Origin of the sequence: Caulobacter radicis (assembly GCF_003094615.1) — a bacterium.
Taxonomy (GTDB): domain Bacteria; phylum Pseudomonadota; class Alphaproteobacteria; order Caulobacterales; family Caulobacteraceae; genus Caulobacter; species Caulobacter radicis.
The window spans coordinates 15,390-40,961 of the sequence record NZ_QDKO01000013.1; the positions used below are offsets into that span (position 1 = coordinate 15,390).

The window sequence follows — 25,572 nt, forward strand, 5'->3', positions numbered from 1 at the left end:
GCCGCCCCCAGGGTGAGCGGAGGAAGACCGGCAGAAACCGCCTAGGCGGCGAGGCGTTCTCCTGACGAAGGAGATCCGCCGCCATGTCTTCCCGCCTCGTCGCCGCCGCACTGCTCGCCACCCTCGGGCTGGTCGGCTGCGCGCACGAGCAGTCGGCAAATCCCGCCTATGCCTGGGCCTATCTCAACGAGCCCGGCGAAGGCCCGAAACTGGCCTACGGCCGCCCCTCCAGCGACGAGGTGCTGCTGATGCTGGTCTGCCCCGCGCCGGGCGGGCCGGTCGAGGTTTCGGCCAGCGGGCTGGAAGGCGCGACCATAGGGCTGGCCAGCCGCGACCGGACGTCGCACCTGGCCGCCAAGCCCGCCGAAAGCGGCGGGAACGGGACCATCCTCATGGCCTCGGCGACGACGCGCGACCCTGCACTAGGCAATTTTCGCCGCACGGGCGATCTGGCGATCGTTAACGCCGGCCAGCGCCACAGCATCGCCGCCAAGGCCGACGAGCGCCGCCGCGTGAAGGCGTTCTTCGAGGCGTGCGGGGCTTAGGGCGAGCTTTCCTCCCGCTCCCTTCTTCCGCCTCCCTCGCCACGGTGGAACGCGCTTCAAACCCCTCTCTCTAAGAGAGGGTCCAAGGACGTGCGCTCGGGGTCGTGAACCGACATTGATGCAGCCATCACCCGCATCCAGGGATGAGGCAGGCCGCATCGGCGAGCCGGAAAAGCAAAACGCCGCGACGGCGACCGTCGCGGCGTTCGATACTCTCTACCTGAGTGCGGAGGCTTACGCCCGCCGCCCCGCCGCGCTGACATTGTCCATGCCCAGCGCCGACAGCGCCCCACGAAGGATGCCTTCGGCGTCGAGACCGGCTTCGGCGTACATCAGGTCGGGCTTGTCCTGGTCCTGGAACACGTCCGGAAGACCCAGGGTGCGGATCTTCAGGCCGCGATCCAGGCCGCCGTGCTGGGCCAGGGCCTGAAGCACGAAGGCGCCGAAGCCGCCCATGGCGCCCTCTTCCACCGTGACGATGGCCTCGTGCTCGCGCGCCAGGCGCAACAGCAGGTCAAGGTCCAGCGGCTTGGCGAAGCGGGCGTCGCAGACGGTGGCCGAAAGGCCGCGCGCGGCCAGGAGGTCGGCGGCCTTCAGGCTTTCCGAAAGACGCGTGCCGAACGAGACGATGGCGACGCTGGTCCCTTCGCGGACGATGCGGCCCTTGCCGATCTCCAGCGGCTCGGCGGGGCCGGCCGGCAGCTCCAGGCCCAGCCCCTCGCCGCGCGGATAGCGGAAGGCGCTGGGGCGATCGTCGATCTCGACGGCGGTGGCGACCATGCGGGCCAGTTCCAGCTCGTCGGCGGCGGCCATCAGCACCATGCCCGGCAGAGCGCCCATGAAGCCGATGTCGAAGCTGCCCGCGTGTGTGGGGCCGTCGGCGCCGACCAGGCCGGCGCGGTCCATGGCGAAGCGCACCGGCAGGCGCTGGATGGCCACGTCGTGGACAACCTGGTCGTAGCCGCGCTGCAGGAAGGTCGAATAGATCGCCGCGAACGGCTTCATGCCGTCGGCCGCAAGGCCCGCGGCGAAGGTCACCGCGTGCTGCTCGGCGATGCCCACGTCGAAGGTGCGGGTCGGATAGGCCTTTTCGAAGATGTCGAGGCCTGTGCCCGAGGGCATGGCGGCGGTGATGGCGACGATCTTGTCGTCCTTGGCCGCCTGCTTGACCAGTTCCTGGGCGAACACCTTGGTGTAGCTGGGCGGGCCGGCGGCCGCCTTCTGCTGCTGGCCGGTGACGACGTCGAACTTGGCCACGGCGTGCAGCTTGTCGGCCGCGCCCTCGGCCGGGGCGTAGCCCTTGCCCTTCTGGGTGACGACGTGGACGAGGACGGGCTTTTCCTTGAATTCCCGGGCGTTCTTCAGCACCGAGACCAGGGCGTCCATGTCGTGGCCGTCGATCGGGCCGACATAGTGGAAGCCCAGCTCCTCGAAGAAGGTGCCGCCGGTGACCATGCCGCGGGCGTATTCCTCGGCCTTGCGGGCCGCGTCGCGGATCGGGGTCGGCAGCTTTTCCACCACCGTCTTGCCCAGCTTGCGCGCCTTGCGATAGGCGCCGCCCGAGACGAGGTTGGCCAGATAGGCGCTCATGCCGCCCACCGGCGGGGCGATCGACATGTCGTTGTCGTTGAGGATGACCGTCAGCTGACGCGTGGCGTCGGTGGCCGCGTTCATCGCCTCATAGGCCATGCCCGCGCCCAGCGAGCCGTCGCCGATCACGGCCACGACGGCGTTGTCCTCGCCTTTCGCGTCACGCGCGGCGCAGAAGCCCAGCGCCGCCGAGATCGAGGTGGCCGCGTGGGCCGCGCCGAACGGGTCGAATTCGCTTTCGGCCCGCTTGGTGAAGCCCGACAGCCCCCCGCCCTGGCGCAGCGTCTTGATGCGGTCGCGGCGGCCGGTGAGGATCTTGTGCGGATAGGCCTGGTGGCCGACGTCCCAGATCAGGATGTCCCTGGGCGTCTCGTAGACGTGGTGCAGGGCCACGGTCAGCTCGACCACGCCCAGGCCCGCGCCCAGGTGGCCGCCGGTTACGGAAACCGCGTCGATGGTCTCGGCGCGCACCTCTTCGGCGAGCTGCTTGAGCTCGGCGATCGACAGCCCGCGCGTGTCGGCGGGCGAGGAGACGGTGTCTAGGAGAGGCGTGTGCGTCGGCATGTCTTTAGAAAGCGCGGTCAGTTGCGGCGGTCCAGCACGAAATCAACGCTTTCGCGCAGATGATCGGCCCGATCCCCAAAGATATCCAGATGCGCCTTGGTCTGCGCTGCGAGAAGCTCGACCCGCTCCTTGGCCGCATCGAGGCCCAGAAGCGTGACGTAGTTGGCCTTGCCCTTGGCGGCGTCCTTGCCGGCGGCCTTGCCCAGGGTGGCTTCGTCGCCCTCGGCGTCGAGGATGTCGTCGACGATCTGGTAGGCCAGCCCCAGGTCCTGGGCGAAGCCCATCAGCGCGGCGCGCTCGGCTTCCTTGGCCCGGCCGATGATCAGCGGGATCTCGAAGGCGAAGGCGATCAGCGCGCCGGTCTTCAGGCGCTGCATGCGCGCCACCGCGCCCAGGTCGTCGCGGACGCCCAGCAGGTCGATCATCTGGCCGCCGCACATGCCGCGCGCGCCGGACGCGATGGCCAGCTTGCGCACCAGCTCCGAGCGGACGTGGCCGTCGTCGTGGGTGTCGGGGTGGGCCATGATCTCGAAGGCCGCCGTCTGCAGCGAGTCGCCGGCCAGGATGGCGGTGGCCTCGTCGTACTGCACGTGCACGGTCGGGCGGCCACGACGCATGTCGTCGTCGTCCATGGCCGGCAGGTCGTCATGCACCAGGCTGTAGGCGTGGATGCACTCCAGCGCGCAGGCCGCGCGCAGCACCGGCCGCTCGGGCAGGTCGAACATCTTGCCGGTTTCCAGCGCGAAGAACGGGCGCAGGCGCTTGCCGGGACCCAGCGCCGCGTAGCGCATGGCCTCGGTCAGGCGGCTTTCGGGCCCGTCTGCGCGCGGCAGCAGCTCGTCGAGCGCCACGGTGACGATGTCGGCCGCCTGGGCGATGCGCTTGCCAAGGTCGCTCAAAACAGCTTTCCCCCATTGGGCGCCGCGCGATCCACCGTCACGAGGACGACTTCGCCCTCGTCGTCCGGAAAGCCCAGGCACAGGACTTCCGACATGAAGGGGCCGATCTGACGCGGCTTGAAGTTCACCACCGCCGCCACCCGGCGTCCGACCAGCTGGTCGGTCGTGTAGTGGCGGGTCACCTGGGCCGACGAACGCTTTACGCCGAACGCCGGTCCGAAATCGATCGCCAGCTTGTAGGCCGGCTTGCGGGCCTCGGGAAAGGCCTCGGCCGAAACAATGGTCCCCACACGGATGTCCACGCGCTCGAACTCCTCGAACGCGATCGTCGGCGACAGTTTCGGCGAGGCCTGGCCCATCAGGAGAACTCGGCCGGCTCGACGCCCGCGGCGGCGCCCTGGCCCAGGACGATCTTCTCGACCTTCAGGCGCGCGGCCTCGAGCTTCTTTTCGCAGTGCGCCTTCAGGGCCGCTCCGCGCTCGTAGATGTCGATGGAGCGTTCCAGCGGCGCCTGGCCCGATTCCAGTTCGGACACGATCTTCTCAAGCTCGGCCAGGGCCTGTTCGAAGCTCAGGGCCGAGAGGTCGTGCGCGCCAACACTGGTCGTCGAAGAAGCGGCGTCGGTCATTTCTACTCCAAGGAGAAGCTCGCACCCTAGTTGGCGTGGGGCCGGCGGGCAACGGGCTGTGAAAGGTCAGGCGCGCTCGAAGCGCTTGACGCACCAGTATTGGAAGCCCTGGTCGAGCGTCTTCTTCAGGCCCCGCGCCTGCAGGGCGTTGCCGATCATCACGTTGAAGAAGCCGTGGGCCACCAGCAGCACGTCGCGGCCGTCCTGCGACAGGGCGATCAGCGCGTCGGCGGCCGCTTCGGCGCGGGCCTCGGCCTGCTTGCGGGTCTCTTGGCCCATGTGATGGTCGAAGAACCACCACCAGAAGCGGGCGAAGAAGCCCCATTTCTTGGGCGACAGCTTGATCCAGCTGGGCCACGGCGGCGGCGGCAGGGGCGCCTCGATGAACATCGGGTCGCGCGGAAAGTCGCGGCCGCCGGCCACGGCCTGGGCGGTCTCGATCGAGCGCAGGCGAGTCGAGGCGACGATCACCTCCGAACGCGCGGCGATCTCCAGCAGGCAGTCGGGCGGGGTCTGGCCGGGCAGCAGGCCGCCCTCCTCGTAGCGGGCCCACCAGTCGCCATAGGTCTTGGCGTCGAAGCGCACCTTGCGCGACAGCGCCGGTTCGCCGTGGCGGGCCAGGACGATGGCCCCGGGCGGGCGGACCACGCTCGAGGCGGTCTGGTCGGCGGTCGGTGCGTCGGCCATTTTCCTCGACGACCCGATAGCCGCTGACGCGGAGCCGGGTCTCATCCTTCCTGAAGCGCTCTGACATGCGCCTTCGCCGAACGGCCGAGCGCTTCGAGGTCGTACCCGCCCTCGAGCGAGGAGACAATACGCCCTCTGGCCCGATGGTCGGCGACCGACACGATCGCCCTTGTGGCCCAGGCGAAGTCTTCGCTGCGAAGGCTTTGCGAGGCCAGGGGATCGCGCTCGTGGGCGTCGAATCCGGCCGAGACGAGGATCAGGTCGGGCGCGAAACCATCGACTCGCTCCATCAGCCCCTCGAACGCCCGTCGCCAGGATTCGCGCGGCGCGCCCGGCGCCAGCGTGGCGTTGACGATGTTGCCCACGCCGGTCTCCGACGGATCGCCGGTGCCGGGATAGAGCGGCGACTGGTGGATCGAGGCCACCATCACCGTCGGGTCGTGCTCGAACGCGGCCTGGCTGCCGTTGCCGTGATGGACGTCGAAATCGACGATGGCCACGCGGGCCAGGCCGCTGGCCTGGGCGACCCGGGCGGCGACCGCGACGTTGGAGAACACGCAAAAGCCCATGGCGACAGCCGGCTCGGCGTGATGACCCGGCGGCCGAACGGCGCAGAAGGCCCGCCGGCCCTCTCCCGCCGCCACCTGCCGTACGGCCGCAACCGCCGCCCCGGCGGCGCGGCGGGCGGCGATCAGGCTGCCGGTCGACAGCACCGTGTCCGGGTCCAGCGCATGGATCCCCGCGTGCGGCGCGGCGGCGAAGATCGAATCGACGAAGGCGGCCGGATGCACGCGGGCGAGGTCGGCCGGATCGACCAGCGGCGCCTCGAAGGCCTCGAGATCCAGCCCCGCCTCGTCCTCCAGCGCGTCGATCACCGCCTTCAGCCGCGCGGGGCTCTCCACGTGGCCAGGCCCCGGCCGGTGGTCGAGCATGTCGGCGTGGGTGAACAGCGAGACGGCCATGGAACGAGGTTATGCCGGATGGACACCTCCTCAAACCCTCTCTCTTAGAGAGAGGGAGGGGCCCGCCGCGAAGCGGTGGGAGGGTGAGTGGTTTCGCTGCTCACAGGAAAATCCCAATTCCTCCGATTGAAAACGCGTCGCACCCAAGCTTTGCGCAAGGACAGAACCGCCTACGCCCACCGCTTTCGCCGAAGCCAAACCCTGGCCGAGAAGACGCTATGGGCGCTCGTCCGTAACCGCCGCCTCGCCGGCTTCAAGTTCATGCGGCAGATCGCGATCGACCGCGGGTCTTGGCCGATCCCGGTGGGACGGCGGCCGATATCCTGGCCGCGCTCCGATCAACGAGGTCGTAACCACTCACCCTCCCACGCCTTCGGCGCGGGCCCCTCCCTCTCTCTAAGAGAGAGGGGATCGGTTTGCAGTGACGCCTGCAGCTCAAATGCCCCCTACACCCCCGCCTTCGCCGCCGGGCGGGCGTTCATCTCGTCAAGCCACCGCTTCACGTTCACCAGTTCCGGATCCGGCCTGAACCGCGCCATCCGCGCGAAGTCGATGCCCGTAACGGCGAGAATGTCGGCGATGGTCACCCGGTCGCCGGCGATGAACGGACTTTCCGCCAGGCGCCTGTCCAGCACCCTGATCCCCTTCTCGGCGGCGGCGCGGTTGCTGGCGGCGACCTCCGGGATCTGGGTCTCGATCGCCGCCAGGGCCGGATGGCTGTGGCGCACGGTCAGCATCAGCGGCGTGGCCACCAGCATCTCGGCGCGCCTGGCCCACATCTCGATCACCGCGACCTCGCGCGGATCACGGCCGAACAGGTTGGGCTCGGGATAGACGCTTTCGAGGTACCGACAGATGGCCACCGACTCGGTGATCGTCGTCCCGTCGTCCATCTCCAGCGCGGGCACGTTGGGCAGGCCGGCCTTGGCCATGTAGTCGGGCGTGCGGTGCTGGCCGGCGAAGATGTCGACCTCGACGATCTCGACGTCCTCGACCCCCTTCTCGGCCATGAACCACCGCACCCGGCGCGGATTGGGCGCGCGACGGCTGTCATAGAGCTTCATTCTGATAGTCCTCCCGCGCCCAATAGAGCCCTTCCCCCTTGATGGGGGAAGGGTTGGGATGGGGGTGACGCTGCGTCAGACGACAAGCCGCCGTATCTCCATCGCCACCTGCTCGGCCACTTCCTCGGGCTTTCCGAAGGCGTCGCCGTCCCGCACGCGCAGCACGCGATAACCCTGCCCGGCCAGCCAGGCGTCGCGCTCGGCGTCATAAAGTTGCTGTTCAGGAAGATCGTGCCCGCCGCCATCGACCTCGATCACGAGCCGCGACGGATGATGCACGAAGTCGGCCACGTAGCGGCCGATCGGCGCCTGACGCCGTATGTGGAGATCGAGCGCTCGAAGCGCCTTCCACAGGTTCCGCTCGCTGGCGGTCATGTCCCGCCGAAGGCGGCGGGCGCGGCCGACGGCGCCGGGGGCGTGCGTCGGCCTTGGTGTTCGTTCTGACACGCCGTGTCACCCCCATCCCCGCCCCTTCCCCCATCAAGGGGGAAGGGAGAGGTGGAGGCAACGGCCCTTACAACCCGAACAGCACCCGCGGCATCAGGCCGATCAGCGAGCCGGTCAGGCAGGTGGCCAGGAAGCCGGCCATCATCGCCTTCCAAACCAGGCTCAGCACTTCCTGGCGGCGCTGGGGCACCAGCACCGAGAAGCCGGCGACGTTCATGCCCACCGAGCCGATGTTGGCGAAGCCGCACAGGGCATAGGTCATGATCATCCGCGAGCGCTCGTCCAGCGAGGCCGCGCCGGTCTTGGCCATCTGGATGAAGGCGGTGAACTCGGTGAGGATCAGCTTGGTGCCCAGCAGGCCGCCGGCGCTGCCGGCTTCCTTCCAGGGGATGCCCATCGACCAGGCCAGAGGCGAGAAGATCACGCCCAGGCCGCGGGTCAGGCTCAGCGGCTGGCCGCCGATCGCCGGCAGCATGGCCAGGAACTTGTCGAGCATGGTGGCCAGGGCCACGAAGACGATCAGGGTCGCGCCGACGTTCAGCGCGATCTGCAGGCCGTCGGTGGTGCCCTTCATCACCGCGTCGATCGAGCTGCCGTAGGTCTTGTCCTCGGCGGCCAGGTCCAGATCGCCGCCCTTTTCCAGCGGATCCGACGGCACCACGATGCGCGCCAGCAGCACGCCGGCCGGGGCCGAGATGATCGAGGCGGTCAGCACGTGGGCGGCGGCGTTGGGCAGGACGTCGGCCAGGATGGTGGCGTAGGCCACCATGGTCGAGCCGGACACGCAGGCCATGCCGACCGTGATCAGCATGAAGAGTTCCGAGCGTGACAGCTTGTCGAGATAGGCGCGGATGAAGATCGGGCCTTCGATCTGGCCCATGAAGATGGTGGCGGCGGTGGCCAGGGCCGGCGGGCCGCGCAGGCCCAGGGTCTTCTGGAACACGAAGCCGAAGCCTTGGGCTGCCCACTTCAGGATCTTCCAGTGCCACAGCAGCGCCGACAGGGCGCAGACCACCAGGATCACAGGCATCACGCGGAAGGCGAAGATGAAGCCAGCGCCCGGATTGCTGACCGGATAGGGCTGGTCGCCGCCGGCCAGGAAGCCGAACACGAACGCCGTGCCGGCCTGGGTGGAGGCGCCCAGGCCCTCGACCGCGCCGTTGACGCCGCGCAGCATCTGCTGGGCCTGAGGCAGGCCGAACAGCAGGACGACCAGGCCGACCTGGATGATCAGGGCGCCGATGGCCAGCACCCACGGGAAGCGCTTGCGGTTTTCGGAGACGAGCCAGCAAAGGCCCAGGGTGAGCGCCAGACCCGCGAGGGCCTGAACGTTCTCAGGACGGAAAAGCAAGACGGCAGAACCTTGAATTGTGAAGCGACGCCCCCGCGACGCCGACCAAGGGGCCAGTTTGTCCAACACAAGCGCGCCCGGCGCAAGCGGCTTGCTTGACCTTCGGCGTCGGGGCGGCGCGTGCTCGTTCGGCGACCAGTTGGCCGCTGGGGAAAGTCATCTCCCTTCCCCCTTGATGGGGGAAGGGCTGGGGATGGGGGTGGCGCGGCGGTTCAGCCGGCAAGGCCCAAGTCACCCCCACCCAACCCTCCCCCATCAAGGGGGAGGGCTCCCTCCGTTCAAGCCGCGATGCTCACCGACGAGGCCGAGCTGACGCCCTCGCCGCTGGCGGCGCTGCTGGTCGCGGCGTCGGCCAGCTGTTGCAGCAGCTTCTGCATCATGTCCGAAGCCAGGGAAGAGCTCGACAGCGTGTCGGCCAGGGTCGTGGCGCTGGAAGAATCCGACGCCTGCTTCAGCAGGTCCCCGAACTCCTGGCCCGACAGGCCGCCATCGCCGTCCGTATCGGCCGCCGAGATCAGGTCGGCGGCGGCGGTGGCCGCATCGGCGCTGTCGGTATTAGCCGCGGCCAGTTCGGCGGCCGAGACCGTGCCGTCCTGGTTGGTGTCGAGGCTGTCGAACACCTGGCTGACGCCGCCGCCTCCACCAGCGCCGCCGGCGCCGCCTTCACCACCGCCCGACGGCGGAGGTCCGGGCGGCGGACCGCCGGGTCCGCCGGAAGCCTGGGCCAGGGCCGCGAACTCGCCGCCCGTCAGCACGCCGTCGCCATCGCTGTCGCCGTCGGAGATCAGGCTGCTGACCGCCGAGGAGATGTCGTCGGACTCGCCCAGCGCGTACGTCAGGGCCGTGGTCAGCTCGTCGGTCGACAGCGCGCCGTCGGCGTCGGTGTCGAGGCTCTCGAAGATCCCCTGCCCGCCGCCCATGCCCCCCATCTGGCTCATGCCGCCCATCTGGCCGCCTTCCTGCATGGAAAGCAGCGAGCCGAGGGTTTCAGAGCTGAAATTTTCGCCGCTGGAGCCTTGCGAGCTCATGGGCGGCGGAGGCGGCGGCGGAGGCTCGCCGCTGCCGACCTGCATTTGTTGCCCAGCGGACGCGCCGCTGGAGGACGAGGCGGCGCTGGCCGCCGACGTCGTCGAGGAGCCGCGCATCGACTGCAGCAACTGCTGCATGATCGAGGTGCTGCTCAGGCTGGAAACGCTCAAGGCGATGTCTCCTGGAACCGGTGATGCGCGCTATGGCGCGGGCGTTACGCGCGCCCTTGCCCTGGGCGCGTTTCGGATCCAGCGAAAAACATTCCACATTTCGGCAGGTTACGGCGCTGAAATGCGGACTTGCTCCGCCTTTCCCCACGCGTGTCCCTCTCCCCGTAAAATCCCCGCGAAAGCGGGGACCCAGGAGTTTTATCGTCGAGTGCGGTGGATGCAGAAAAAGCCTGGGTCCCCGCTTTCGCGGGGATTTTACGGAGGGAGAGGTCCCCGCCGCTCCAACGAAAAAACGCCGCGACAGCGGATCGGCTGTCGCGGCGTTCGTTCGAGATCAGGTCCCTCTATCGAGAGAGGGAAAGGATCACTTCCCGGCCAGTTCCTTCACCAGCGCGTCGCGGCCATAGACCTTGGTCAGGGCCTCGGTGATGGCCGCGGTCGAGACCACGACCGTGCGGTTGATCGAACCGTCATAGCCGAAGGCGCCGCCCAGCGAGTGGATGTTGCCGTCGAAGGCCGCCCCGATCACCCGCCCCTTGGCGTCGATCACCGGCGAGCCGGAGTTGCCGCCGATGATGTCGTTGGTGGTGACGTAGTCGTAGACCGTCTTCTGGTTCAGCTTGTCCTTGGCGGCGATCCAGCGCGGAGCGGCCTCGAAGGGCTCGGCGCCGGTGACGCGGTCGTAGAAGCCGGCGAAGTCGGTGAACGGGGTGATCGTGCGGCCGCGATGGGTCCAGCCGGCGACCTTGCCGTACGACAAGCGCAAGGAGAACGTGGCGTCCGGATAGACGGTGTCGCCCAGCACCGCGAAGCGGGCCTTGGCGATGCGTTCGGCGGCGGCGTCGGTCGGGGCGGTGACGCTGGCCTCGTAGGCCTTGCGCACGTCGCGGCCCGCGCCTTCGGTCTTCAGCACGAACTGGATCATCGGATCGTCCGAGGCCTGGATGGCGGCCAGGCCGCCGTCCCACAGCGCCTTGCGCACGGCCGGGTCGGCCAGCTTGCTGCCGGCCACCAGGCGAGCCGACAGGCCCTCGGGGCTTTCCTTGCCCAACAGCAGCTTCACGGCCGGCGCGTCGGCCGTCAGGTATTCGCGGGTCTTCAGCAGCCAGTGCTCGAGATAGATGCGCTCCAGCGGCGCATCGACCGGGCGCACGTCCAGCAGGCGCTTCTCCACCAGCGGCAGGCGGGTGTCGCCGTATTCCGGCAGGCGCTCGGCCGCCGGCTTGGCGCGCTCCTGGGCGCCGCGCACCAGGGTGCGGGCGTAGCCGTAGAGGTCCGAGCCACCGCCGGCCGAGGTCTCCAGCTGGCGCATCGGCACGAACTGGTCGGCCAGGGCGACCTGCGCCTTGTCGATCTCGCCCCACGGGTCGCCGATCTCGGCGGCCAGCTTCGGATCGGCGGCGACCTTGGTCTTCAGCTCGGTCTCGGCGGCGCGCTTGGCGTCCATGAACTTCTTGTCGCTCAGCACGAACTGCTGGCCGAAGAACACCTTGTAGCTGTTCTCCACGCCGGCCAGCGGCTGGTTGGCGATGCGCTTGTTCTCTTCGGACTGCTCGCCGAACTGGATCAGGCGGCCGCGCATCTCCGAACGCTGCAGCTGGCCGATCGGAATGATCAGGTCGCGGTTGGTCTCCAGCTGCGAGACGGTCAGCTGGCGCTGGGTGGTGCCCGGGTTGCCGGCCACGAAGGTCGGCTCGCCCTCGACCGGGGCGGTGGCGCGCCAGGTCAGGTGGTTGGGCGTATTGGCCGGCTTGCCGTCCTCGTACAGGCGCAGGAAGGCGCTATCGAGGTTGAAGCGCGGGAAGTTGAAGTTGTCGGGGTCGCCGCCGAAGAAGGCCGTGGCGTATTCCGGCGCGAACACCAGGCGCACGTCGGCATAGCGGCGGTACTTGTAAACCTTGTACTGGCCGCCGCGGTAGAAGCTGATGGTCTGGCAGCGCAGGGTCTTGTCCTGGCCGCAGGCGGCCAGCTCGGCGGTGGCGAAGGATGCGTCGCGCGCCTTGACGAAGTCCTGGCCGGTCTTGCCCGCGCCGGCGGCCTTCACCTGGTCGGTGACGTCGGTGATCGACAGCAGCACCTCGGCCTGCATGCCCGCGCACTTCAGTTCCTCTTCGCGCGCGCCGGTCAGGAAGCCGTCCTTGACGTAGTCCTTGCCCTCGCTCGACAGCGCCTGGGTGCAGTCGGCCACGCAGTGGTTGTTGGTCAGGACGAGGCCCTGCTTGGAGACCACCGAGGCCGAGCAGCCCGTCGTCAGGCGCACGGCCGAAGCGCGCACGGTGTCGAGCCACTTCTGGTCGATGTCGACGCCGTAGGCCTGCTTGACCTTGGCCGAGGGGAAGTTGTCGAAGGTCCACATGCCCTCGTCGGCCTGGGCCGCGCCGGCGGCGGCGAACGAGAGAACCAGGGCCGAGGCGGCCAGCGTCACAGTCTTCATGAGTCGTCCTTGCACGGCGCAGCGCCGTCGTGGCGTACAATATAACAGCCATAGCCAAGCCAGGCCGCCAGAGCCACCCCTGTTTCGCCATCCTTGTTTCGTCGGTCGGGCGCCCGACGCAACAAACGTGCGCCCTGATCACATTCCGTCGAAGGGCTGTGTCTTACCCCGATTTAACTTGGCCTAAGCGGTTCGGCGCTGTTCTTGTGCAACCGTTGATTGGGGGAGCGTGTCGGCATGTCGCTGGCGTTGGCCACACTGTTGTACGAATGGCGGCGATATCTGGCGGCGATCATCGCGCTGGCCTTCTCGGGCCTGCTGGTGCTCGCCCAGGTCGGCATGTTCACCGGCATCGGCAAGGCGTTCACCGCCACCATCGACCGCTCGCCGGCCGACATCATGGTGCTGGGCCCCAAGGCCGAGAGCCTGATGAACGGCGGCAACGGCCTGCCGCGCCGGGTCATGGCCCAGATGTACATGCACCCCGAGGTGGTCGAGGTCGCCGATCTCGACGGCGGCGGCGGCATGTGGAGCAACGACCCGCCGCCCGGCAAGAAGCGCGTGCGCGAGTGGATCCAGACCTCGGCGGTCGACACCCGCAACGACGCGGTGACCTGGCCGCGCGACTACAACGAGAACATCCGCGTGGCGCTGCTCGAGCCCTACTCGGTCGCGATCGACCGCACCGGCATGGCCAAGCTGGGCATCCAGAAGCTGGGCGACCGCGCCAGCATCAACGGCAAGACGGTCTACATCCGCTACATCCTCGACGGCTATCCGAACATGATGCAGCCGACCGTCGTGGTGTCGCGCGACACCCTGCGCCTGCTGGGCCAGGCCTCGACCGGCAGCCGGGTGGGCCCGCTGATGGTGCGCATCAAGGACCCGGCCCGCGCCGAGATCGTCCGCGACCAGCTCAACGCGACCTCCGACAAGGCCTACCGCGCCTGGACCCGCGCCGAACTGTCCGAAGCCAACGACGGCGCGATGATGAAGGAGAGCTTCATCGGCATCATGCTGGGCTTCTCGGTGTTCCTGGGCCTGCTGATCGGCGTGGGCATCACCTCCCAGACCCTGCGCGGCGCGATCCTGGCCAACATCAAGGAGTTCGCCTCCCTGCGCGCCCTGGGCGTGTCGATGGGCTCGCTGCGGATGATCGTCATCGAGCTGGGCTTCTGGACCGGCATCGCGGGCCTGGCGGCCACCGCCGTGCTGGTCGGCGCGGTCTCGCAGCTGGCCAAGATGGGCGGCCTGCCGATGAGCTTCCCGATCCCCATGGTGATCGCCTCGGCCGGGTTCCTGATGCTGATCGCCATCGTCTCGGGCCTGCTGGCCCTGGGCATCCTCAAGAAGAGCCAACCGGCGGATCTGCTGCGATGAGCCAATCCCCTCACCTCCTCACCCCGGGCAAGACCGCGATCGTCGCCAAGGGCCTGCAGAAGCGCTTCAAGACCGGCCGCACCTATATCGAGGTGCTGAAATCGGTCGACTTCGACGCCCTGCACGGCGACGTGACCATGGTCATGGGCCCTTCGGGCTCGGGCAAGTCGACGCTGGTGGCCTGCCTGTCGGGCCTGCTGCGGCCCGACGAAGGCCGGGTCCGGGCCATGGACCAGGACCTGTGGTCGCTGCCGTCGGGTCGGATCGACAAGTTCCGCCTCGACAACTGCGGCTTCATCTTCCAGGGCTTCAACCTGTTCCCCGCCCTCACCGCCCTGCAGCAGGTCACCACCGTGCTGAAGTACCAGGGCTACGACGTCGCCGAGGCGCGGCGCATGGCCATGGTCGCGCTCGACGAGGTCGGCCTTGGCCACCGAGTCAACCAGCGCCCGTCCGAGCTGTCGGGCGGCGAGAAGCAGCGCGTGGCCATCGCCCGCGCCCTGGCCAAGCAGCCCCGGCTTCTGTTCGCCGACGAGCCGACCTCGGCCCTTGACGGCGAGAACGGCCAGATCGTCACCCGCCTGCTGCAGCGGGCGGCCAAGGAGCATGGGGCGGCCGTGATCTGCGTGACCCACGACCACCGCATGGAATCCTTCGCCGACCGCGTCATCCACATCGAGGACGGCCGCATCCTCGACGACCGCCGCGTCACGTCGCAGCCCGCGCCCGCCGCGGCCGACCGTCCTCTCATCGGAGCCTGAGATGCCCGCCCTGTTCCGTCGTCGCCGCTTCTGGCTGATCTCCGTCGGCGCCCTCGCCATCCTCGGCGGAGGCCTCTGGATGCAGAGCCAGGCCAAGGCCAAGAAGGTCGAGGCCGCCAAGACCGCCGCCGCCACGCCCGCCACCCCCTACGGCGCCGTCGCCGACGGCAAGGCCGATGTCGAGGGCGGCATGATCGCCGTCGCCGCCCGCCGCCAGGGCATCGTCAGCGAGGTCTACGTCCAGGAAGGCGACATGGTCCACAAGGGCCAGCCGCTGGCCAAGCAGGAGGACGACGACGTCCGCCTGGCCGCAGAGACGGCTTCGGCCAACCTCGCCCAAGCCAAGGCCCAGATCCGCGTGCTCGAGGTCCGCAAGACCACGGCCCAGCGCGAGTACGCCCGCCTGCAAGGCCTGACCGCCTCGAACTTCGTGGCCGGCCAGCGCCTCGACCAGGCCCGCGACGCCATCGCCGGCGCCGACGCCGAGCTCGACGCCCAGCGCGCCCTGGTGGCCACCTTCGCGGCCCAGCTGAACCAGGCCCGCTACAACCAGGAACTGACGATCATCCGCGCGCCGGCCGACGGCCGCATCGCCCGCCGCTACGCCAATCCGGGCTCGGGCGCCTCGACCCTGAACGTCACCTCGATGTTCGACCTCGAGCCGTCCACGGCCCGCATCGTCCGCGCCGAAATCAGCGAGTCGGCCATCCCCTTCGTCACCATCGGCCAGTCGGTCGAGATCATACCCGAGGCCGACCAGAAGAAGACTTACACCGGCAAGGTCCTGCGCCGCGCCGCCGTGTTCGGGGCCCGCAAGCTTCAGTCCGACGACCCGTCCGAGCGCACCGACGCCCGCGTGGTCGAGGTGGTGGTCAGCGCCGACGAGACCCCCTTCCTGATCGGCCAGCGCGTGCTGGTGAAGTTCATGAAGCCGGGCCAGACCGCCGGCGCCAAGCGCACCGGCCCGCAGTCGCCCGATCCGGCCAAGAGCTGATCCGCCGCGCGTGGTCCTCCTCCTTCGACAAGCTCAGGATGAGGACCATCGCCGCGGCCAGGGCCTGAGGAAAACCTCACCCTGAGCTCGTCGAAGGGCGAGGTTTCGCACCTGTCTTCGGATGCCGATCCTTCTTGACGCCCCCTCCTCGCGGTCGCACAAACGCGCAAACCAAACACGCGTTTGAGGGAGATCTAAGGGCATGGCGGACGACATTCGCTTCGACGGTCAGGTGGCCATCGTCACGGGCGCGGGCGGCGGGCTTGGCCGCCAGCACGCCCTGGAACTGGCCCGTCGCGGCGCCAAGGTGGTGGTCAACGACCTGGGCGGCAGCGTCGATGGCTCGGGCGGCTCGTCCGACGCCGCCAAGGCCGTGGTGGCCGAGATCGAGGCCTTCGGCGGCCAAGCGATCGCCCACGGCGCCTCGGTCACCGACGACGCCGGCGTCGCCGACCTGGTCAAGACCACCATCGACACGTGGGGCCGCATCGACATCCTCGTCGCCAACGCCGGCATCCTGCGCGACAAGACCCTGACCAAGATGGAGCTGGCCGACTTCGAGGCGGTCATCCAGGTCCACGTCTTCGGCACCTTCAAGCCGATCAAGGCCGTGTGGGACATCATGAAGGCCCAGAACTACGGCCGCATCGTCGTCACCACCTCGTCCTCGGGCATGTACGGCAACTTCGGCCAGTCCAACTACGGCGCGGCCAAGATGGCGGTGCTGGGCCTGATGAACACGCTGAAGCTCGAGGGCGCCAAGAACAACGTCAAGATCAACGCCATCAGCCCGGTCGCGGCCACCCGCATGACCGAGGGCCTGATGCCGCCCGAGATCCTGGCCAAGCTGAACCCCGAATACGTCACCCCCGGCGTCGTCTACCTGGTGTCGGAGGACGCCCCCACCGGCGCGATCCTCACCGCCGGGGCCGGCGTCTTCGCCCTGGCCCGCATCTTCGAGACCGAGGGCGTCTATCTGGGCGAAGGCGGCCTCTCGGCCGAAGAGGTGCGCGACAGCTGGGAACAGATCACCGCCGAGCCGGGCCAGCAGGCCTATTTCAACGGCGGCGAGCAGGGCCAGAAGTTCTTCCGCAAGCTGGCTGGCGGCTGACCTCCCGTCGGGACGCCGTGATCGCGGGCGCCGGAACATCCGCGCCCGCGATCGCCACATTTGACGTAAATTACAAAAATCTCGACCTGAAAGAATTGCGGCGAATACAAGCCTTTACCTAAGGGAAAGCACTCGTTTTGACATAACGACGAATGAATAGAGGCCGAAAAGGCACTCTTTCTTTGACGCCGAGAACAAAATTCACCGTTACGCGAATAAATAGCAACGGTTTTTGAAAAGATGCGTTAGAGCCGGCGGCAACCTCCAGCATCGCAAGGTGTTGGTTGGACCTAACCTCCCCAAGAAGGTCTGTCAGTCACATGGCTCTCTCGCGTAAAGTCCTCGCCGCCGGCGCCGCGCTCGCCGCCCTCGCCGCCGCTTCGCAAGCCTCCGCCTCGGGCTTCTACCTGCAGGAACAATCCGCCCGCGGCGCCGGCCGCGCCTATTCGGGCGAAGTCGCCGACAGCGGCGCCGCCAGCCTGTGGTGGAACCCCGCCGCCATCGCCGGCGTCGAGCACGCCGAAGTCTACGGCGGCCTGCACGCCGTGCTGGTGAACTCCAAGGTCACCAACAACGGCTCGACCATCACCCGTCCGGTTCCGGTCACCACCCCGGTGGGCGGCACGGGCACGGCCACTGACGTCATCAACGACGGCGTGGTGCCCAACTTCGCCGGCGCCTGGCGTCTGAACGACAAGATCGTCGTCGGCCTGTCGATGGCCGCCCCCTACAACTTCACCACCGAGTACGAGGCCAACAGCTGGGCTCGCTACGACGCCATCAAGTCGCGCCTGACCACGGCCGACCTGCAGGCCACCCTGGCCTACCGCGTCAACGACAAGCTCGACCTGGGCGTGGGCATCAGCGGCGTCTACGCCGACGCCGAACTGTCCAACGCCCTGCCGAACGCCTCGCCGCTGCAAGGCGACGGCCGCCAGGAACTGACCGGCGACGGCTGGGGCTACGGCTGGACCGTGGGCGCCCAATTCCACGCCACCCCGGCCCTGACCTTCGGCGCCAGCTACCGTTCGAAGACCGAGCACACCCTGAAGGGCGACGTGGCGGTCTCGGGCATCCTGGCCCCGCTGCCGACCACGGCCAACCGCACGGTCGCCGGTGAAGCCACCATCACCACCCCGTGGATGGCCACCCTCGGCGCCCGCTGGGCCGTGACCCCCAAGACCACCCTGAACGCCCAGGTCGCCCGCGTCGGCTGGAGCGAGTTCGACGCCATCCGCGTCACCTTCGCCGGCGGCGGTTCGGTCAGCGAGCAGGACTACAAGGACATCACCACCGTGGCCGTGGGCGTGGATCACCAGCTGACCCCGCGCCTGACCCTGCGTGGCGGCGTCCAGAAGGACCCGACCCCGACCCCGGACGAGGGCCGCACCGCCCGCGTTCCGGACGGCGACCGCATGCTCTACGCCGTCGGCGCCACCTGGGCCGCCAAGCCGAACCTGAACCTCGACATCGCCGCGACCTACATCGCGTTCGACGATTCCGAGATCCACCGCACCGACGCCACGGCCACCGGCTCGTCGGTGACCCTGAACGGCCTGGCCACCGGCCACGCCACGGTCCTGTCGACCGGCGTCCGCTGGACGTTCTGATCCCTCTAGGGTCATGAATACGGAAAGGCCGCCTGGAGCGATCCTGGCGGCCTTTTTGTTTGTCCAAAGAGATCCTCCCCCTGAAGGGGGAGGTGGCCCGGAGGGCCGGAGGGGGAAGTGTCCTGTGAGGCCAGTTCGCCCCGAACGGCGGCAATCCCTCCCCCTCAGTCGCTTCGCGACAGCTCCCCCTTCAGGGGGAGCGTCTCCGCGCCAGGAACCTCCCCCTCTGGGGGAGGCGGCCGAAGGCCGGTGGGGGGCCGTTTTCAGCTTCCGGAAAATCGGCCGATCTCGCCCCCACTCCCCCACCGATCGCTGGCGCGATCGCCTCCCCCACAGGGGGAGGTTTCTCCTCAACCGCCCTTCTGCCGCGCCGCGAAGTCCCGGCGGAACTGCTCGAAACGCCCCTCTTCGATGGCCGCCCGCATGGCCGCCGTCAGGGCCTGGAAGAAGGCGATGTTGTGCCACGACAGCAGCACCTGCCCCAGGATCTCCTCGGCCTTGAACAGGTGGCGCAGATAGGCCTTGGAATAGTCGCGGCTGGCCGGGCAGTCGCTGGTCGGATCCAGCGGGCTCTCGTCCTCGGCGAAGCGGGCGTTCTTGATGTTGATCGCCCCGTCCCAGGTCCAGGCCTGGCCGTGGCGCCCCGAGCGGGTCGGCAGCACGCAGTCGAACATGTCGACGCCGCGATAGACGGCTTCCACGAGATCGATCGGCTTGCCCACGCCCATCAGGTAGCGCGGCTTGTCGGCCGGCAGCAGGCCCGGCGCGTAGTCCAGCACCTCACACATCGCCTCGTGCCCCTCGCCTACGGCGAGACCACCGATGGCGTAGCCGTCGAAGCCGATCTCCTGCAGGCGCTCCGACGATTCCCGGCGCAGGTTCTCGAAGGTCGAGCCCTGCTGGATGCCGAACAGGGCCTGCGTGTCGCGGGTCCCGAAGGCGGTCTTGGAGCGCAGGCCCCAGCGCGCCGACAGCTCCATGCCCTCGCGCGCCCGCTTCTCTTCCGCCGGCCAGGCCACGCACTCGTCCAGCTGCATGACGATGTCGCTGCCCAGCAGGTCGGCCTGGATCTCCATCGACCGCTCGGGGGAAAGCACGTGCTTGGTCCCGTCGATGTGGCTGGCGAAGGTGACGGCCTCTTCGGTGACCTTGCTGATCCCCGACAGGCTCATCACCTGGAAGCCGCCGCTGTCGGTCAGGATCGGCTTGTCCCAGCGCATGAACTTGTGCAGCCCGCCCAGGCGCTTCACCCGCTCGGCCGTCGGGCGCAGCATCAGGTGATAGGTGTTGCCCAGGATGATGTCGGCGCCCGTGTCCTTGACCTGGTCGACCGTCAGGGCCTTGACCGTGCCCGCCGTGCCCACCGGCATGAAGGCCGGGGTGCGGATGTCGCCGCGCGGGGTCTTCAGCACGCCCGTGCGGGCCTTGCCGTCCGTGGCTTTGATCTCGAAGGGAAAGGCGGCCATCTAGACGGTCTCTGTATCGGCGCGGAACAGCAGCGAGCCGTCGCCATAGGAATAGAAGCGGTAGCCCGTCGATATGGCGTGCTCATAGGCCGCGCGCATCGTCGCCCGGCCGGCAAACGCGCTGACCAGCATAAACAGGGTCGACTTGGGCAGATGGAAGTTGGTCATCAGCACGTCGACCGCCCGGAAGCGGTAACCGGGCGTGATGAAGATCGCCGTCTCGTCGGCGAACGGGCGGACCACGCCGTCCTCGCCCGTGGCGCTCTCGATCAGGCGCAGGGACGTGGTGCCGACGCAGACGATGCGGCCGCCGGCGGCGTGCACGGCGTTCAGCGCATCGGCGGTCTGCGCCGAGACCTCGCCGAACTCGGCATGCATCTTGTGCTCGGAAACCTCGTCGGTCTTCACCGGCAGGAAGGTGCCCGCCCCCACGTGCAGGGTGACGAAGTGCAGGGACACGCCCTTGGCCTTCAGCGCCTCCAGCAGGTCCGGCGTGAAGTGCAGACCGGCCGTCGGCGCGGCCACCGAGCCGTCCTCGCGGGCGTAGACGGTCTGGTAGTCGGCGCGGTCGCGGTCGTCCTCGGCCCGCTTGGCGGCGATGTACGGCGGCAGCGGCATCATCCCATGCCGGGCGATGCCGATGTCCAGGTCAGGACCCGACAGGTCGAAGGCCAGAACGACCTCGCCGCCCTCGTGCTTCTCGACCACCGTGGCGTCCAGGCGCTCGGCCTCGCAGGCGACCGAGCCCTCGGCGGCGAAGGCCACGCGGTCGCCGGCCTTCAGGCGCTTGCCCGGGCGCATGAAGGCGCTCCAGCGGTCGGGGGCGATCCGGCGATGCAGGGTGGCCTCGACGGCGACGGGCGCGCCATCCCCCCCGCCGGTCGTGCGGCCCTCGCGCAGGCCCGACAGGCGGGCGGGGATCACGCGGGTGTCGTTGAACACCAAAGCATCGCCGGGACGCAGGAAATCGGGCAGCTCGCGGACGATGCGGTCCTCGAGATCCTGTCCCGGGCGCACGACGAGAAAGCGCGCGCTGTCGCGCGGCTCGGCCGGGCGCAGGGCGATGCTGTCGTCGGGAAGGTGAAAGTCGAAGTCGGAAAGGCGCATGGGCCGGCTTCAAGGCCACGAAGGGGGCGCGAGGTCAAGGCGCGGCGCGGCCGCACGGGCGCCGCGCGGCTGCGCAACCGCTCCACCAAGCCGCTCGAAACGTACGCCGCCTTACACGACCGTCGTCGGCTCGTGCTAAGGGCGAAGTCATGCAACTGATCCTGCACCTTGCCCGCCTGTTCTGCCGCGGCACGGCTCTTGCCCTGGTCCTGCTGGCTCTGGCGCTCGGCCTCGCCGGTCTTGGCGGCGCCTTCAGCGACCGGCTGGACGTGGCCAACCACTTCGCGCCGGTCTGGCTGGTCACGGGCCTTGCCGGCGCCGTGGTCGGGGCTATCGTCTCGCGGCGCAGCGAGCGCTGGGCGATCGTCGTCATGGGCGTGGTGGCGATCCTGGCCCATGGCGGCCTGATGGCGCCCGAGCTGGTCGCGGCCCAGACCCGCAAGCTCGACCCGGGCCCCGCCACGCTGAAGGTCATGCAATTCAACGTCTGGGCTTCTAACGATGACCCGACGGAGGCGTTGGAGTGGGTTCTGGCCGAGGATCCCGACGTGCTCTTCGTCGAGGAAGGCGGCGGCAGCGCCTGGCCGCTGATCGGCCCGCTGCGCCGGCTCTATCCGTTCGTCGTCTCCTGCGTGGGCAACACCCGCCCGTGCGACACCTGGATCTTCAGCAAGAAGAAGATGGTCGCCCGGGGCGGCGTCTACGACCGCGAGCGGCCGCTGTCGGTGGCCTGGGCCACCCTGGCCGATCCGAACGGCGCGTTCACGGTGGTGGCCACCCACTATGTCTGGCCGATCCCGGCCGGCGCCCAGCAGGCCCAGAGCCGTCGCCTGGCGCAGATGCTGAACGGCTTCGACAAGAAGGCGATGATCGTCGCCGGCGACTTCAACTCCACGCCCTGGTCTTGGAGCCTGCGCCGACAGGACAAGCTGTTCGGCCTTGAGCGCCGGACCCTCGCCCTGCCCTCCTGGCCGTCGGGCTCGTTCACCCGTCTGCTGAAGGCCCCCTTCCCGTTCATGCCGATCGACCACCTCTATGCCGGCAAGCAGTGGAAGACGGTGTCGGTCAAGCGCGGCCCGCACCTGGGCTCGGACCACCGGCCGGTGGTGATCACGCTCAAGCGCGGGTGAGTTCGGCGATCTCGGCGGCGAGGTTGCGACGGGCCTGGGCGTCCAGCGCCTTCGCGAAAGCGGGATCGGGAAACAGCACCGGCGCGGCCAGGAAGCTCTCCAGCACCCTGGCCCGACCGGCGCGATAGATCTCGTCCGGCACGGCCGCGTACTCCTCGCGGATAGCCCGGGCATAGGCGGCGTAGGCTTCGGGCGCCGCCCCCAGGATCGACAGGTCGATCGACACCATCAGGGCGCCCAGCCGGTCGCCCGTCTCCACCGTGTGGCCCTTGGTCAGCAGGATGAGGCGCTCGACCTCGGCGATGTCGGTTTCGGGCGCCTCGGCCGCGGCCAGGACCTCGCGGGCCAGGTCGGCGCTGCGGGCCTCGTTGTCGGGGCGCAGCGGATCGTAGACGGCGTCGTGCCACCAGATCGCCTGGACCAGCAGGTCGCGCTCGCGATCGCCCAGTCCGTCGACCGCCGCCAACCTGGCCAGGCAGTCGTCGATGTGAGCCTGCGTATGATAGCGCCGATGCGCCTCCTGGTAGGCGGCGCGCGGCGGATCCGGATGAACGATCATGCCGCCTCCAAAGAAAAGGGCCCCTTTCGTTTCCGAAGGGGCCCTCTTTTTGACTTTAGGCGTCGGCGGCGATCTTGGCGCTGACGATCTTGCCCGGCGCGCGGGGCGGCTCGCCCTTGGGCAGGCTGTCGACGTGGTCCATGCCGTCGGTGACCACGCCCCACACGGTGTACTGCTTGTCGAGGAAGGTGGCGTCGTCGAAGCAGATGAAGAACTGGCTGTTGGCCGAGTTCGGATCCGGCGTGCGGGCCATCGAGCAGACGCCGCGGACGTGCGGCTCGGCCGAGAACTCGGCCTTCAGGTCGGGCTTGGAGGAGCCGCCGCGGCCGGTGCCGGTCGGGTCGCCGCCCTGGGCCATGAAGCCCGGGATCACGCGGTGAAAGACGACGCCGTCGTAGAAGCCTTCGCGGACCAGTTCCTTGATCCGCTCGACGTGGCCGGGGGCCAGGTCGGGACGCAGTTGGATGGTGACCGGACCGGTCTCGAGCGTCAGGATCAGGGTGTTTTCGAGGTCAGCCGACATGGTCGTCCCTTCGGTACGGGGTTTGGCGGGCTGGGCCCGCCGGAAAATTGAGTCTGGCGCTCTTTAGCCCGCCGCAAAGCGGCTGTGAACCGCCGTTACTGAACGCTGACGGGGACTTCCAGGTCGCAGACCGAGAAATCCGCGCCCTTGGCTCGCCGAACGGCGGCGATCTGGCCCAGGAACCACGGGCTGTTCGGGTCGATCACCCGCACCTTGGGGCGCTCGGCTTCCGGGATGTCGGACAGCAGGCGCACCCTGGTCATCTCGTCCTGCGGGTCGGCCACCGGCTCGCCGGTCTTGATGGCCCGCACCACCTCCAGGCCCGAGATCACCCGGCCAAAGGCGGTGTAGCGCTTGTCCAGCGACGGATAGGGCTGGCGCATCAGGAAGAACTGGCTGTTGGCGCTGTCGGGCGCGTCGTCGCGGGCCATGCCCAGGACGCCCGGGCAATAGGTCCCCCAGGCGGCGACCTTCTTGTCGCTGGTCATGGTGTTCCAGCTCAGCGCCTGGCTGACCACGGGCAGCGACTTCAGGAAGCCGACCTCGGTGCCGGCCGGCGAGGCGGCGACCACGAACGGCAGGGCCTGGTCGCGGCGGAAGGTGAACTCGGCCTTGAGGTTGGGCTTGCTCGACGCGCCCTGCCCGGTGTCCTCGGGATCGCCGGTCTGGGCCATAAAGCGGTCGATGACCCGGAAGAAGGTGCGCCGGTCGTAGACGCCCTCGCGGGTCAGTTCCTGCAGGCGCGCCACGTGGGCGGGCGCGACCTCGGGGACCAGCTCGACGAGGATCCGGCCCTTGGTGCTGTCGATGACCATCACCGTGTCCGGCGCCGGGGTGCGCCAGTCGGTTTCGCGGGGCCCCGCCGGCGCCGCGACGGAGGCGGCCTTGGCCCGCTTGGCCTTGGGCGCGGCCTGCGCCGCCGGGACGACCGCCGCGGCGGCCAGAAGAGCGACGGCGGAGACGATCGGCAGGCGCATTCAGTCGACCTCGGCTTACTTGCTGACCTTCGCGGGTACTTCCACGTCGCAGATGTTGTAGCCGGCGCCAAGCTCGGCCTGCTTCTTCTTGACGACTTCGGCGAAGGCGGCGCTGCGCGTGTCCATCACCTGCACGGTCGGGCGCTTGTCGGCCGGAATGTCGGCCAGCACCTTGACGCTGAGCATCTTGTCCTGCGGATCGGCGACCGGCTCGCCGGTCTTGATGGCGCGCACGACCTCCAGGCCCGACAGCACGCGGCCAAAGCCGGTGTAGGCCTTCTCCAGCGACGGATAGTGCTGGCGCATGAAGAAGAACTGGCTGTTGGCGCTGTTGGGGTCGCCGGCGCGGGCCATGCCCAGCACGCCAGGGCAGAAGTTGGCCCAGGCCTGCACCTTGCCGTCGGCGGTCATGGCCGCCAGCATCGAAGACTGGCTGGTCACGGCCAGCGGGCCGACGAAACCCGTCTCCAGCGAGCCGACCTTGCCGACCGGCGCGAACGAGCCGCCCGAACCGGGGCGGCGGAAGCTGAACTCGGCCGTCAGGTCGGGCTTGTCCGAGCCGCCGGTGCCGTCGTTCTTGGGGTCGCCCGTCTGGGCCATGAAGGTGTCGATGACGCGGAAGAAGGTCAGGCCGTCGTAGAAACCGGCCCGCGCCAGCTCCCGCACGCGCTCGACATGGCCCGGCGCGGCCTCGGGGACCAGCTCGGCGACGATGCGGCCCTTGTTGGTCTCGACGACCAGCACGTTCTCCGGATCGGGCGTACGCCATTCGGCGCTTTGGGCGGCGACTTGGGCGGAAGCGGTCGTAGCCGAAACGAGCGCCAGGGCGGCGACGCCGAGAACGCGGAACGCAGACTTCATGGATTTCCCCGAACAGATCTCGTCGCCCCGCGTAGAACGGGCGGAGCGGAACCACAAGCTTTGTCGATGATTTCGGCCACTTGTGGGCGGCCCGCGCAACGAACCTCCCCCTCTGGGGGAGGCGATCGCGCAGCGATCGGTGGGGGGAGAACTTCAGGCGCAGCGCGGCTGAAAACGCCCCCCCTCCGTCGCCTTTGGCGACACCTCCCCCACAGGGGGAGGATCTTTGGATCAGCGCGCCTTGATCTTGGCGATCAGGTCGGTGGCGACGCCGGGGCTGACGAACCTGCCCACTTCACCGTCCAGCGAGGCGATTTCCTTGACCAGCTTGGAGGCGATGGCCTGGTGGCGCGGGTCGGCCATCAGGAAGACGGTCTCGATCTCGCGATCCATCTGCTGGTTCATCGCGGTCATCTGGAATTCGTACTCGAAGTCGGCCACGGCCCGCAGGCCGCGGACGATCATCTGGGCGCCGACCTCGCGGGCGAAGTGGATCAGCAGGCTGTCGAACGGCCGAACATCGATGACGGCGCCGCCGAGGTGGGCCGTCTCGCGTTGCAGCATGGCGACCCGTTCATCGAGCGAGAACAGGGGGTTCTTGCCGATGTTCACCGCCACCCCGATGACCAGCCGATCGACCAGCTTCACGGCCCGACCGATGATGTCGAGGTGGCCATTGGTGACCGGATCGAAGGTCCCGGGATAAAGACCGATACGCATGAA

General features: G+C 68.8%; 25 protein-coding genes and 1 pseudogene. 8 read left to right on the top strand and 18 right to left on the bottom strand.

Going from position 1 to position 25,572, the window contains the following annotated elements; genetic code table 11:
• Positions 1-83 precede the first annotated feature (83 nt).
• On the top strand, positions 84-545 hold the full coding sequence (locus DDF62_RS07835; protein ID WP_116488611.1) for a hypothetical protein: 462 nt from the start codon (positions 84-86) through the stop codon (positions 543-545).
• A gap of 234 nt (positions 546-779) precedes the next feature.
• On the opposite strand, the gene dxs is transcribed toward DDF62_RS07835, so the two are convergent.
• The 6 genes from dxs to DDF62_RS07865 form a co-directional block, all read right to left on the bottom strand.
• Positions 780-2,699, bottom strand: coding sequence for a 1-deoxy-D-xylulose-5-phosphate synthase (gene dxs, locus DDF62_RS07840; protein ID WP_116488612.1), 1,920 nt, complete (start codon positions 2,697-2,699; stop codon positions 780-782).
• Between the two features lie 17 nt (positions 2,700-2,716).
• Positions 2,717-3,598: a polyprenyl synthetase family protein gene (locus DDF62_RS07845; RefSeq protein ID WP_101716141.1), complete on the bottom strand. Its 882-nt coding sequence runs from the start codon at positions 3,596-3,598 to the stop codon at positions 2,717-2,719.
• Positions 3,595-3,957: a tRNA-binding protein gene (locus DDF62_RS07850; RefSeq protein ID WP_101716140.1), complete on the bottom strand. Its 363-nt coding sequence runs from the start codon at positions 3,955-3,957 to the stop codon at positions 3,595-3,597. The genes DDF62_RS07845 and DDF62_RS07850 overlap by 4 nt, the downstream gene beginning before the upstream one ends.
• A complete protein-coding gene (locus DDF62_RS07855; protein WP_116488613.1) occupies positions 3,957-4,226 on the bottom strand; it encodes an exodeoxyribonuclease VII small subunit in 270 nt (89 codons plus the stop codon). The genes DDF62_RS07850 and DDF62_RS07855 overlap by 1 nt, the downstream gene beginning before the upstream one ends.
• Before the next feature lie 66 nt (positions 4,227-4,292).
• Complete coding sequence (locus tag DDF62_RS07860) at positions 4,293-4,913, bottom strand: histidine phosphatase family protein (protein WP_116488614.1); 621 nt, start codon at positions 4,911-4,913, stop codon at positions 4,293-4,295.
• A 41-nt stretch (positions 4,914-4,954) separates the two neighbouring features.
• Positions 4,955-5,875, bottom strand: coding sequence for a histone deacetylase family protein (locus tag DDF62_RS07865; RefSeq protein ID WP_116488615.1), 921 nt, complete (start codon positions 5,873-5,875; stop codon positions 4,955-4,957).
• Positions 5,876-5,962: 87 nt separating this feature from the next.
• Between DDF62_RS07865 and DDF62_RS26615 the strand changes: the two are divergent.
• Positions 5,963-6,100 (top strand): annotated as a pseudogene (locus tag DDF62_RS26615) (hypothetical protein); the annotation flags it as partial.
• A gap of 221 nt (positions 6,101-6,321) precedes the next feature.
• Here DDF62_RS26615 and DDF62_RS07875 read toward each other — a convergent pair.
• The 5 genes from DDF62_RS07875 to DDF62_RS07895 form a co-directional block, all read right to left on the bottom strand.
• A complete protein-coding gene (locus DDF62_RS07875; RefSeq protein ID WP_116488616.1) occupies positions 6,322-6,939 on the bottom strand; it encodes a glutathione S-transferase family protein in 618 nt (205 codons plus the stop codon).
• A gap of 75 nt (positions 6,940-7,014) precedes the next feature.
• Positions 7,015-7,386 carry an endonuclease domain-containing protein gene (locus DDF62_RS07880; protein ID WP_279629661.1) on the bottom strand — a complete coding sequence of 124 codons (372 nt, stop codon included), beginning with the start codon at positions 7,384-7,386 and terminating at the stop codon, positions 7,015-7,017.
• Between the two features lie 67 nt (positions 7,387-7,453).
• Complete coding sequence (locus DDF62_RS07885; RefSeq protein WP_101711322.1) at positions 7,454-8,737, bottom strand: NupC/NupG family nucleoside CNT transporter; 1,284 nt, start codon at positions 8,735-8,737, stop codon at positions 7,454-7,456.
• A gap of 278 nt (positions 8,738-9,015) precedes the next feature.
• Positions 9,016-9,936: an EF-hand domain-containing protein gene (locus tag DDF62_RS07890; RefSeq protein WP_116488618.1), complete on the bottom strand. Its 921-nt coding sequence runs from the start codon at positions 9,934-9,936 to the stop codon at positions 9,016-9,018.
• Positions 9,937-10,300: 364 nt separating this feature from the next.
• Complete coding sequence (locus DDF62_RS07895; RefSeq protein WP_116488619.1) at positions 10,301-12,370, bottom strand: S46 family peptidase; 2,070 nt, start codon at positions 12,368-12,370, stop codon at positions 10,301-10,303.
• A gap of 237 nt (positions 12,371-12,607) precedes the next feature.
• Between DDF62_RS07895 and DDF62_RS07900 the strand changes: the two genes are divergently transcribed.
• The 5 genes from DDF62_RS07900 to DDF62_RS07920 all read left to right on the top strand — a co-directional run bounded on the left by DDF62_RS07900 (position 12,608) and on the right by DDF62_RS07920 (position 18,226).
• The gene (locus DDF62_RS07900) at positions 12,608-13,750 is read left to right on the top strand and encodes an ABC transporter permease (RefSeq protein WP_116488620.1); all 1,143 of its coding nucleotides are present in this window, start codon (positions 12,608-12,610) and stop codon (positions 13,748-13,750) included.
• A complete protein-coding gene (locus DDF62_RS07905; protein ID WP_116488621.1) occupies positions 13,747-14,511 on the top strand; it encodes an ABC transporter ATP-binding protein in 765 nt (254 codons plus the stop codon). Before DDF62_RS07900 ends, DDF62_RS07905 begins: the two co-directional genes overlap by 4 nt.
• A gap of 1 nt (position 14,512) precedes the next feature.
• A complete protein-coding gene (locus DDF62_RS07910; RefSeq protein ID WP_116488622.1) occupies positions 14,513-15,505 on the top strand; it encodes an HlyD family secretion protein in 993 nt (330 codons plus the stop codon).
• A gap of 202 nt (positions 15,506-15,707) precedes the next feature.
• Positions 15,708-16,616, top strand: a complete 909-nt coding sequence (locus tag DDF62_RS07915; protein ID WP_116488623.1) for an SDR family NAD(P)-dependent oxidoreductase — start codon at positions 15,708-15,710, stop codon at positions 16,614-16,616.
• 320 nt (positions 16,617-16,936) lie between these two features.
• Positions 16,937-18,226 carry an outer membrane protein transport protein gene (locus tag DDF62_RS07920; RefSeq protein ID WP_116488624.1) on the top strand — a complete coding sequence of 430 codons (1,290 nt, stop codon included), beginning with the start codon at positions 16,937-16,939 and terminating at the stop codon, positions 18,224-18,226.
• 350 nt (positions 18,227-18,576) lie between these two features.
• Here DDF62_RS07920 and tgt read toward each other — a convergent pair whose 3' ends face one another.
• Both tgt and queA read right to left on the bottom strand, forming a co-directional pair.
• Complete coding sequence (tgt, locus tag DDF62_RS07925; RefSeq protein WP_116488625.1) at positions 18,577-19,692, bottom strand: tRNA guanosine(34) transglycosylase Tgt; 1,116 nt, start codon at positions 19,690-19,692, stop codon at positions 18,577-18,579.
• Entirely contained in the window at positions 19,693-20,799 is a 1,107-nt protein-coding gene (gene queA / locus DDF62_RS07930) for a tRNA preQ1(34) S-adenosylmethionine ribosyltransferase-isomerase QueA (RefSeq protein ID WP_116488626.1), read from the bottom strand.
• A 149-nt stretch (positions 20,800-20,948) separates the two neighbouring features.
• Here queA and DDF62_RS07935 point away from each other — a divergent pair, with 149 nt between their 5' ends.
• A complete protein-coding gene (locus DDF62_RS07935) occupies positions 20,949-21,929 on the top strand; it encodes an endonuclease/exonuclease/phosphatase family protein (RefSeq protein WP_116488627.1) in 981 nt (326 codons plus the stop codon).
• Here the strand turns inward: DDF62_RS07935 and DDF62_RS07940 are convergent.
• From DDF62_RS07940 to coaD, 5 genes are all read right to left on the bottom strand, one after another.
• Positions 21,916-22,488 (bottom strand): HD domain-containing protein, encoded by a 573-nt coding sequence (locus DDF62_RS07940; RefSeq protein WP_116488628.1) that lies wholly within the window; start codon positions 22,486-22,488, stop codon positions 21,916-21,918. The two genes, DDF62_RS07935 and DDF62_RS07940, sit on opposite strands and share 14 nt — an antisense overlap.
• Positions 22,489-22,543: 55 nt before the next feature.
• Entirely contained in the window at positions 22,544-23,011 is a 468-nt protein-coding gene (locus DDF62_RS07945; protein WP_101716462.1) for a peptidylprolyl isomerase, read from the bottom strand.
• A 95-nt stretch (positions 23,012-23,106) separates the two neighbouring features.
• Positions 23,107-23,988 carry a peptidylprolyl isomerase gene (locus DDF62_RS07950; protein WP_116488629.1) on the bottom strand — a complete coding sequence of 294 codons (882 nt, stop codon included), beginning with the start codon at positions 23,986-23,988 and terminating at the stop codon, positions 23,107-23,109.
• Positions 23,989-24,003: 15 nt separating this feature from the next.
• Positions 24,004-24,849 carry a peptidylprolyl isomerase gene (locus tag DDF62_RS07955; RefSeq protein ID WP_116488630.1) on the bottom strand — a complete coding sequence of 282 codons (846 nt, stop codon included), beginning with the start codon at positions 24,847-24,849 and terminating at the stop codon, positions 24,004-24,006.
• Between the two features lie 231 nt (positions 24,850-25,080).
• Positions 25,081-25,569 carry a pantetheine-phosphate adenylyltransferase gene (gene coaD, locus DDF62_RS07960; protein WP_116488631.1) on the bottom strand — a complete coding sequence of 163 codons (489 nt, stop codon included), beginning with the start codon at positions 25,567-25,569 and terminating at the stop codon, positions 25,081-25,083.
• Positions 25,570-25,572 lie beyond the last annotated feature (3 nt).